The following is a 10,781-nucleotide window of genomic DNA, read 5'->3' on the forward strand; positions in this document are numbered from 1 at the left end:
AAAAGACTAAATTACAGGCTCTGCTAATTGTTGTTCGATTAATTTAGCTAAATCATCAAGGCTCAATTGACCCAACTCATCATCAGATAATCCGACCGTAACTAAAGCGAGCATCTCCTCGTAATTAATGCCTGAATTTTCGGTCACAACATCTTCAAGATTGATGTCTAAAATAACCCCTGAGTCATTTTCTAGATCCAAGTCGTTATTAGTTTCAAATCCTTGAGGTAAAGAGTGATTATCAACAACAATTATAAAATCATTTTTAATAACAGCATTTACCGAACTAAAATCAAAACTTTCGCGGAAAGAACCAATACTAAAGAAACCTTCTTGTGCTAAGAAGTTAGCTATATTACCATCTTGACGCAATGTACTCGCACTACCCCGACGCGCCCAACGCCAATCTGAAAGCATCCCAGCGACTTCCACATTGCGATTGACATTACCTGTATCATCAGCTTTATTCCAAGCTTCTGAAGCAAAAGTATCCAAGGAATTGGCGGCAAACTTACGATCCCAACCAATTACATCTAAAGCACGAAGATCTAGTTCGCCAATTTGTCTTCTAACATTAGTTTCCAATACGGGATCCATAATTCCTGCGTTATCTTCGTTTTTCCAGTGACTAGCTTGATAACCATCCGCATAGTAGTCACCACCAATATTATTAACACCGTTGGAAGTTCTAGTTAAATTATTTGTACCACCATCAAGAGAAAGGAAATTATAACCTGTACGAATACTTCTTACTCCTTGAGAACCTTGGAGAAAACGGAATAAATCCAAAGCAGTGACACTATCATTCAGTATTGCCTGATCTTTATAATTACTAGTATTTAAGCCATCCACTACAGAAACAAAACCGAGGGTATGACCGATTTCGTGCATAGCAACGGTAGTGAAATCAATTTTAGAACTACCCACACTGTTGCTGAAATAATCGTACTGCCAACTAACAGGAGTACCAACTAGATTATTCATCACAATTGTGCCATCTAACATAGGATTATCACTATCCAAAACCCCCACAGCTTTAGCGTTAGCTCTAGTCATTGCTACCTTATCAAAATCTCGCCAAGTTCCAGAGTTTGTATCATTGGGAGAGGCAACCCTAAAAGTAGAACCAGCATCTAAATTATTCACTGCTATTTGGTCGTCGTTATTCCCGCTAGCACTAGACTGATTGGAATCAACGTCTTGACTTAGTTTATTTTTAAACTCTGTATAGCTAGTACCTTGATGGAAGAAAGGAATTGCGCCACCTAAAGTATTGTCAGGTAAATCGCTATTGTTGACCATGCTGACATGAATATTAACCGTCACATTGTCTGTAATCATTTCTGACCACATTTCACCTGCAAATTCAAAAGCCTTTTTCTGTTCCCAATAAACATTGTTATCGTAGGTGAAATTAAATTTCAAGCCATCGTCTTTATAGTTTAAATATCTGGTGATAGCATTATTGGTAATCAGATTAGTGTAGTTACCATTAAGTACAGAACTAGGAGTAATAGAGGTTATATTAAAATTACTTTCTGTAGAAACTAGAAGTTGGGCAGTTATATTGTCATCGTAATTGAACCATCCTTTTTCTTGGCGAACTAAATCTGTTCTGCCATCACCAGTAAAGTCTCCTGCATAGAGGTTAGTATAGTCTCCGCCAATATTAAGGTTTTCTGAAAGAACTATCTTATTAAAATTTGTCCCTGTAGATATTAATAAATTGGCAGTATTGTAACGGTCATTATCCCGATCTCCTTTTTCTTGACGCAGAACATCATCTTTACCGTCGCCGTTGTAGTCTCCTACATAAAGATTGGTTAAGTCTCCTTTAAGGTCTAAACTTTCTGACAGTCCATAGGCATTAAAGCCACTGCCATTAGAGAGTAAAATATGGGCGGTGCTGTTAGAATCATTGTCCCAAGTACTCTTTTCTTGACGCAAGACATCAGTTTTACCATCACCATTAAAATCCCCTGTATAGAGATTGGTATAATCTCCTTTCAAACCAAAGCTTTCAGAAACAGCAACTATATTAAAACCAGTCCCTGTTGAGATTAAAAGTTGGGCAGTATTAGAATCATCGTCGTCAAAACCGCCTTTTTCTTGGCGAAGCAAATCGCTCTTGCCATCGCCGTTAAAATCCCCCACATATAGATTAGTGTCATCTCCTCTTAAAGAGTGACTTCCCCCTGGATCTATTGCATACTGAGTAAAACCAGTACCATTAGAAATTAACAACTTAGCATTCCAACTATCATTATGATTGTTATCCCAGCTACCTTTCTTTTGAGCGACAAGATCGCTTTTACCGTCGCCATTAAAATCTCCTACATAGATGTTGTTGTAATCGCCGTGGAGATATAAATCTTCAGAAAGATGTATATTACTGAAGCTAGTACCATTGGAGATCAATAAACTAGCAGTCCAAGAATTATCATTATCCCAAACACTTTTTTCTTGACGCAAGATATCGCTTTTACCATCGCCATTAAAATCTCCCACATAGAGATTGGTATAGTCCCCTTTAAGCATCAAACTTTCTGGCAAATTGATAGGAGTGAAGTTATTTCCAGTAGAAATTAAAAGCTGTGCTGTTTCAGAATCATCATCATCCCAATCTCCTTTTTCTTGACGCAACAAGTCTGCTTTACCATCCCCATTAAAGTCGGCAGTGATTCCTGTTAATCTATCAGAACGACTAATAGCGAGTAAACTACCATATTCAGTCAAAACAAAAGTCTGAGTCTCAACATTTCCCGTAACAACTTCTAAAGTCCAGTCACCACCCAAATTAAAGTTACCAGTCAAATCATTAGATGCTGCTACATCTGCACTAGTAAAACTGGCAACTCTTTCAATAAAATCTAATCCTGCATTATTTGCCCCGACATTACAGCCATAAAGCAATAAATCTCCTTCTGGAGATAAAGCATTTCCCCAGGCTGCTAAATCACTTTGATAAGCATCTAAATTAGCATCAGATAAATAAGTATCTCCTAATTGAATTGTTCCCTCATCACCATGGGAAAAAATAGAAATACTGGCTAAATTACTGTATTGTTCCAGGACATTAGTAATTTGTTCAATGCCATTTTCTTGGGAATCAATGAGAACTACCTGATTCTTATTAGCATCGGGAATCAGAGATTGATAGTTAGTTAAATTAGTATCAATAAAAATGAGACTATTGGCAGAATCGTCTCTGCTCGATTGCCAAGTTTCTTCCTTGTCTGCTAGAGAAACCATAATTTAAAACAATGTGTATTTTAAAAACTTCTTTATTGCTAACTATTATGTATTGGTTAACGACTTATCAGGTAAAGCTATTATATTTTTTTGTGACTTTTGATACTTAAAATAAACGTATTTGTAATTTGATATTTCATAAAGAATTAGTTAATTACCTAAGTATTTTTATTAAGTCATATTTATACTTCCTAATCTAAAATATTTTCAACAGTAAAAGAGAAGCTTTATTGTTAAAACTCCTCTTTAATTATGAGAGATAGATTATAATTTTCTAAGTTTTAATTAATTGAGAAAATCAAGTTGGTCAAATATTTTGCTTAATTAAACCTTAATTTAAACCAGCGAACCTGCTAATTGTTGTTCAATCAGTTTACTCAAATCTTCTAAACTTAATTGGCTTAATTCATCTTCCGATAACTCTTCAGTTATTATGGCAAGCATTTGTTCATAATCTAAACCTTCATTTTCTGTTGCGATATTCTGAATTTCAATTGATGAAGAATTTGGCTCAGAATCTTCTACATTAGAGTCATAGTTAAATTCCCAGACTGGAACATGGGATGAATTATCGACAATTGTGCGGTAATTTGATTCCGTTGGGGAATTAACAGTACTAAAGTCAAAACTTTCACGGAAGGCACCGACGCTGAAGAAACCTTCTTGTGCCAGGAGTTGAGCGATATTACCTTCTTGGCGTAATCTATTGCTGCTTCCCCGACGCGCCCAGCGCCAATCTTTCAGCATTTGACCTACTTCTACGTTGCGATTGATATTGCCTGTGGCATTAGCTTCCGTTTGAGCTTGTGACCACAAATTTGATGAAGAACTAGATGCTGATTTACGATCCCAACCAATAACATCTAAAGCACGCAAATCAACTTCAGCAATTCCTCGTCTCACACCCAATTCTAGAAGAGGATCCATAATTCCTGCGTTGTCTTGGTTGCGCCAATGACTACCTTGATAACTATCACTATAGTAATTAGGATCATATGTACCACCAAATGTTTTGATTCCAATATCTTCAGAACCTATGGAGAATTTGGCAATTGAGGTTTTATTATTATCGAGGGAAAAATTACTGTCGAGTGTTCCAATAAATCTATGAGGACGACTTTCCATTCTGGTTCGGAATGAAGGAGAAAGATGACTATAATCTCGATTCTGAATACGATAGAGGTCTAAACTGGTAGCACTGCTATTAAGCATTTCTCTATTTTGATAGTTTTCATTGGTTATACCATCAACTAAGGAAACAAAGCCGAGAGTATGACCAATTTCATGAATCGCTACAGTGGTGAAGTCAATTTGATTAGAACCAAGGCTATTGAAGTAATTGTATTGCCAACCAACATTAGTGCCTACTAAGTTGTTCATGACAATAATACCGTCTAAAGTGCTGTCATTAGCATTAATCAACCCCAATGATTTTGCATTAGCCCTAGTCATAGCCACTTGGTTCAAGTTATAGCTTGTCATGCCGACTAGAGTTCCTGTGTTAGAAGTAATGCTATCTGGAGCTTCAGTTAACATTCTTACTGGATATTGAGAGGCATTTTCTAAATTATTGACCGCCGTTGTATCATCACTAGACTTGATGTCACTTTGCAATTTATTTCGGAAGTTTGTATAACTTGTACCCTGATGGAAAAAGGGAACAGCACCACCAAGAGTATTGCTGGGTAAATCGCTGTTGTTAACCATGCTGACATGGAGATTAACTGTTACATTATCACTTAAAACATTAGACCAAGCCTTACCTGCATATTCAAAAGCGGTTTTTTGAGCCGTAGTGACATTGGTATCGTAGGTGAAGTTGAATTTTAGGTCTAATAAGCTACCATATTCAGTTACAATGAAAGTTGGCGTTTCAATATTTCCCGTAACTACTTCTAAAGTCCAGTCACCACCTAAATCGAAATTACCAGTTAAATCATCACTAGCTGCTACATCTGCACCAGTTAAACTAGAAACTTGATTAATAAAATCAAATCCTGCATTATTTGCTCCTACATTACAGCCATAAAGCAATAAATCTCCTTCTGGAGATAAAGCATCTCCCCAAGCTGCTAAATCAGTTTGATAGCTATCTAAATTAGCAGTAGATAAATAAGCATCACCTAATTGAATTGTTGCCTCGTCACCATGAGAAAAAATAGAAATACTTGCTAAATTACTGTATTGTTCTAGAACATTAGTGATTTGTTCGATGCCGTTTTGCTGAGAGTCTATTAGAATGACCTGATTTTCATTACCATCGGGAATCAGCGATTGATAATTACTTAAATTAGTATCAATAAAAATAAGACTAGTGGCAGAAATATCTTGATCTGCTTGCCAATTTACTTCGTTGCTAGCTAGAGAAACCATAATTTAAAACAATGTGTATTTTAAAAACTTCTTGATTACCAACTATTGTGTGTTACAAGTCAAGTTATTAGGTAAAGGTACAATGTTTTTTTGTGGCTTTTGATACTTAAAATACACGGATTTATTGGAAGTAAACTTAATAAATATTTGATAAACAATCTAGGCTGTTGATAAAGCTAAATTAAAATTATTGTAAGTAAAATAGGCTTGATTTGAGTTTCCATAGTAATTTATTAGCTGGTTTTGGGCATTCTATAAAACATAGTGATTCTACGCACTGCAATTATTTCCAGAAATGATAATGCTGCCACAATTTTTAGAAATGTTTTGCCTCAAAGTTAACAGCAGATCTGTATTAGCTTACTTAGTATGCTTGTCCCTGCCTTTAATAGGTTCTTCTGCCACAGCCCAAATTATTCCTGACAATACATTACCGAATAATTCTGTAGTTACTCCCAATGCAGATAATTTAACAACAGGTTCTGGTATTGACGTGCAAATCACAGGGGGAACTACTGTTGGCAATAACTTATTTCATTCTTTTCAAGAATTTTCCTTGCCTCAAAGCAATATTGCCAGTTTCAATAATTTGGCAAATATCCAAAATATACTGACTCGCGTTACAGGGAATAATATTTCTACTATTGATGGCTTAATCAATGCTAATGGTTCGGCCAACCTATTTTTTATTAATCCCAACGGTATTGTTTTAGGTGAAAATGCAGCTTTAAATATCGGCGGTTCATTTATAGGAAGTACCGCTAATAGTATTGTTTTCCAAGATGGCAGTGAATTTAGCGCAGTTAATCCCAATACTCCTCCACTATTAACTATTAATGCTCCTGCTGGTTTGAATATGGGTGGGAATGCAGGAGAAATAGTAGTGGAAGGAACTGGGAATAGTAGTTTTTTTGATTTTGATTTTTTTGTTCCAGTCATCGAACGTCCGACGGGGGTAGAAGTCAGTTCGGGGCAAACTCTGGGTTTAGTGGGTAATGGTATTTCATTAGCAGGAGGGAATCTTACTGCCGAACAGGGTCGAGTTGATTTGGGCAGCGTCAATCAAGCTGGAGTAGTAACCATCGCTGAAACTGACACGGGCATTGCCTTTAACTATGAAAATATCGAAAACTTTGCAGATATAAACTTTACGGAGGCTGCTTCTGTTGATGTCAGTGGTGATGGAGGGGGAACAGTTCAACTCAGAGGCAACAATATTAGTCTGGCTGATGGTTCGCTAGTTGCTGTAGAAACTCTGGGTGATGGTGATGGTGGTTTATTAGATGTACGAGCTACTAATAATCTAGAGTTACTGCGAGATAATCCCGATACAGGTTTTTGGACGAGCTTTCTGGCTGATAGTGTGGAAGGTAGCACTGGTAAGAGTGGAGAGATAGTAATTAATAGCAGCAACCTGAACTTAATTGATGGAGGGCAAATTACCAGCGTTATCTATGGTGAAGGTGATGGGGGAAATATTGATGTCACTGCAGAAAATATTAATCTTAGTGGCTTTAATGAGGATGAATTGGGGATACTCGGTAGTAGCGGAATCTATACCACAGCAGAGTTTACCGCTTTTGGTAGGGGAGGCGATATCAATATCGATGCTCAAACCCTCAACATGACTAACGAGGCTCAAATAGGAGCTTTAACTTGGGGTGAGGGGAATGCTGGTGATATTAATATTAACGCACAAGAAATTTCCGCTACCGAATTTGCGAGGATTTTGGGTAATGCGGAAGCATTTTCGTTTGGGAATGCCGGAAACGTCAATATTCAAGTAAATGATTTATCTTTAGTTGATGGCGGACAAATTTCTGCCACGACTTTTGGTGATGGAAATGCAGGAATCGTTAGTCTAGATGCCGATACTATTGAATTAGTTGGTTCGACAGACCCTACTCAAGATTTTATTACAGGTATTTTTAGTACTTCTGACCTGGATACTTTAGGTAATGCGGGAGCTATCGATATTACGGCAAATGAATTGAGTATTAGCAATGGGGCGCAAATTCAAAGTTCTACTTCTGGTTTTGGTAACGGTGGTTCAATTAATATTAATGTTCAAAATCTAAGTTTACAAGGATTTAATGCAGAAGCTAAAAGTGCCATACTAGCCTCTGCTATTGAGAGAACAGGAGATGGTGGTGATATTCAAATTATTAGTGATAATTTAGTAATTGAAGAAGGTGCAACTATTTCAGCTAGCAACTTCTCAACTCGTAACCCTGATTTTCCTCCAGGAGAAGGAAAAGCTGGCGATATTGAAATTCAAGCTAAATCTATTTTGTTAGACAGTACGTTAGCGGACGAACAATCTTCCATTACTGCTTCCACTTTCAATGCAGGTGGTGGCAATATAATTCTTGATACTGATTCAATTACGGCATTAAATAATAGTCGAGTTACTGCGGAAACTCAAGGAGAAGGTACAGCAGGGTCAATTCAAGTTTTAGCGAAAAATTTTGATTTAGAAAACGGTGCTTTTTTTAGTACTAGTACCAGTGATATTGGGGATGCAGGTACAATTCAGGTTTCTGCTGACAAAATTGATTTAACAGATGAAAATACAGGTATATTTAGCCAAGCTACGGCTGATTCTTCTGGACAAGGCGGATTAATTACTCTCGATGCCGATCGCATTCAACTCAGTAAGCAAGCTACGGTTAATACTAGTACCGCTGGTTCGGGGAATGGAGGAACTATCGCTTTAACTAGTAATTTATTACAACTTGCTTCTCAAGGTGAAATTACTACTAGCAGTATTGGAGAAGGACAGGCAGGAAATATTAATTTAGATAGCAATCAAATTCAAGCTAATCAAGGATTTATTACTGCTACCTCAGAACAAACTGGTGGTGGAGATATTAATGTTATTAGTAAATCTATCCGTCTCCGAAACAATAGTTTAATCAGTACTAGCGTGTTAGATAGTAATGGTGGTGGTGGAAATATTACTATTGATAACTCGAATCTGATTTTGGCGAGAAATAATAGCGATATTAGAGCCAATGCTGTATTTGGTCCTGGAGGTAATATTGATATTTCTACGGAATTAATTTTTACTGATTTAACTAGCGATATTGACGCTTCATCCCAATTTGGACTTGATGGAGTCGTAGAAATTAGCAGTCCTGAATCAGATAAAGAACTCAATACTGCTATCCTCCCAGAAAATATTGAAGACCCTACAGGATTGATTAGCGCTTCTTGTCCTATAAGTGATGAAAATACCTTTGCGGTGACGGGTAATGGCGGAATTCCTAGTAGTCCATATCAAACTCAGTCTTTGAGCGCAACTTGGTATGATTTAAGACCAGTTAAACAGGAGAAAGCCGAAGTTGCTTCTTTACCTACGCCTTTGAAAGAAGCAACAGCAACTATCATCGATGCTGGGGGAGAATTAGAGTTGGTTGCCTTGACTCCCTTGTCTACCCATCGCTGGATTCAATCTAGTAGTTGTGGTCCTAAAGAGAGTTACCATCAATGAGATGTAGAAATTATTAGCAAGCCTTTTGAAATGAAAATCCTAGCAGATCGAGTTATTAGGGTATGCGATCGCTATTTGAACCCTTGTAATTAATCGCGGTATTTATTTCAACATCAAAATTGGCGTTATTAATACATTTCTTATCTCGACTGCTGGATTCCCCCAGTTCTTAAAAGTTAAAATATTTTACAAGATCGCCTTAATTAGCTTAAAATTATTGGGTTTGTTCCCAAGAGTAAATCTTAGAAACAAACCTGTCCCTGGGTATATACGGTTGCCTGGGGACATTGCATTTTTTAGTCTGTCTGTCTGTTAGCGAACATAGCGATCGCTTTTGATCGAGCTTTTACTAAAAAAGATTGCCATCTTTGCTAATAGGGCATAATCTGATTCTGTAATCATCTTATTTTTTTGTTTTTTTCTGTAAACTAGAAGACTAGATTTTATTTTTATTGTTGCGGGTTATGTCTTACGAATCGAAATTAGATCATAAATCTGGCAAATTAATCAACCCAGCACAGTTATGTCTATTGCTTTCTATTGCTTTACATTTATTGGTTCTCAAATTTGGCTTACCAACAATAGAATTTAATAATAATTCTGGCGAAAGAGAAGTTTCTGTCATTGAACTCAATCCAGAACAACAGGCTCGTCTACCTGATTTGTATCCGCAACTAAATAGTAACGATCTACCAGTACCAAATATTGGCAATCTGCCTTCTGTGGATAATAGTCAACCCGCAGCACCTTTTGCCATACCTCGGGATTTAATTCCTGGTATTGGAAATCCCTCGGATCTAAGTCCTTTACTCATTCCTCCTCCCCCTAATTTTGATAATTTTCCACCCATAACAGATATCACCCTACCTCCTTTGGGGGATCTATCTGATCTTCCCTTACCTCCAGAAATTAGACCTGAAGATTTTCAAATAGATCCTGCTAAATTACCTCCATCCAACACGAACAAACCAGATCGACCAACCAATTCTCCAACCCAACAGCCAAAACAACCAACAACCCCCAATCAAACAGCTACCAAGCCTGAGGTCAAACCAACAGATAAACCTCAAGCAAACCAGCCTCCGAAACTTACTCCAGAACAAATTGCTGCTCAAAAAGTTATTCAAAGTCAGCAACGCATTCGCAAACTCAGTCAAAGCCTCAAAAAGAATCAAGACGGTACGAGTGATGAAGAAGCTAGAAAAAATTATATTGCTTGGTTGACCAAAGTCGAAGACGTAAAACCAGAAAGTATAGAAGTAAAAGGTACTTATCCTAGAGATGCTTGTATTAGAAGGCTCAAAGGCACCAGCGTTTATGGTGTAGTAGTAGATAGGGAAGGTAACGTAGTTGCTTTAGATTTGATTAAGGGAGCAAAATATCCTGTTTTCGACGAAGCAGCAGGAGAAGAAATTATTAAAAGCGTTCTGGATAACGATACGGAACAACCAAAGCCTTATCAAGTGACTGTTAATTATGAGTATGATGCAGAAATTTGTCCTTCTATAACTCTCCCTTCAATTCGCAGACAAGAGGAAGCAGAAAAAGCGAAAGAAAAAACCGAACCTACCGAAAAACCCCAACCAGTACTTCAGCCCAAGCCCGAAACTAAACCAGTACCCGAACCTAAACCAGTACCCGAACCTAAACCAGCACCCGAACC

The 10,781-nt window shown here is 37.3% G+C and carries 4 protein-coding genes; 2 read left to right on the forward strand and 2 right to left on the reverse strand.

What is annotated here, in order from left to right; all coding sequences use genetic code 11:
• Positions 1–6 precede the first annotated feature (6 nt).
• Together I4641_RS12390 and I4641_RS12395 are read right to left on the reverse strand one after the other, a co-directional pair.
• Positions 7–3,252, reverse strand: coding sequence for an NF038122 family metalloprotease (locus I4641_RS12390; protein WP_229640844.1), 3,246 nt, complete (start codon positions 3,250–3,252; stop codon positions 7–9).
• A 336-nt stretch (positions 3,253–3,588) separates the two neighbouring features.
• Complete coding sequence (locus I4641_RS12395) at positions 3,589–5,625, reverse strand: NF038122 family metalloprotease (protein ID WP_229640845.1); 2,037 nt, start codon at positions 5,623–5,625, stop codon at positions 3,589–3,591.
• Positions 5,626–5,926: 301 nt separating this feature from the next.
• On the opposite strand from I4641_RS12395, the gene I4641_RS12400 reads away from it, so the two are divergent.
• Together I4641_RS12400 and I4641_RS12405 are read left to right on the forward strand one after the other, a co-directional pair.
• Complete coding sequence (locus tag I4641_RS12400) at positions 5,927–9,118, forward strand: two-partner secretion domain-containing protein (RefSeq protein WP_229640846.1); 3,192 nt, start codon at positions 5,927–5,929, stop codon at positions 9,116–9,118.
• 464 nt (positions 9,119–9,582) lie between these two features.
• Positions 9,583–10,781 (forward strand): energy transducer TonB (locus I4641_RS12405; RefSeq protein WP_229640847.1); only part of this gene is annotated, 1,199 nt, incomplete at its 3' end.

Origin of the sequence: Waterburya agarophytonicola KI4 (genome assembly GCF_020640915.1) — a bacterium.
In the GTDB taxonomy this organism is placed as follows: domain Bacteria; phylum Cyanobacteriota; class Cyanobacteriia; order Cyanobacteriales; family Xenococcaceae; genus Waterburya; species Waterburya agarophytonicola.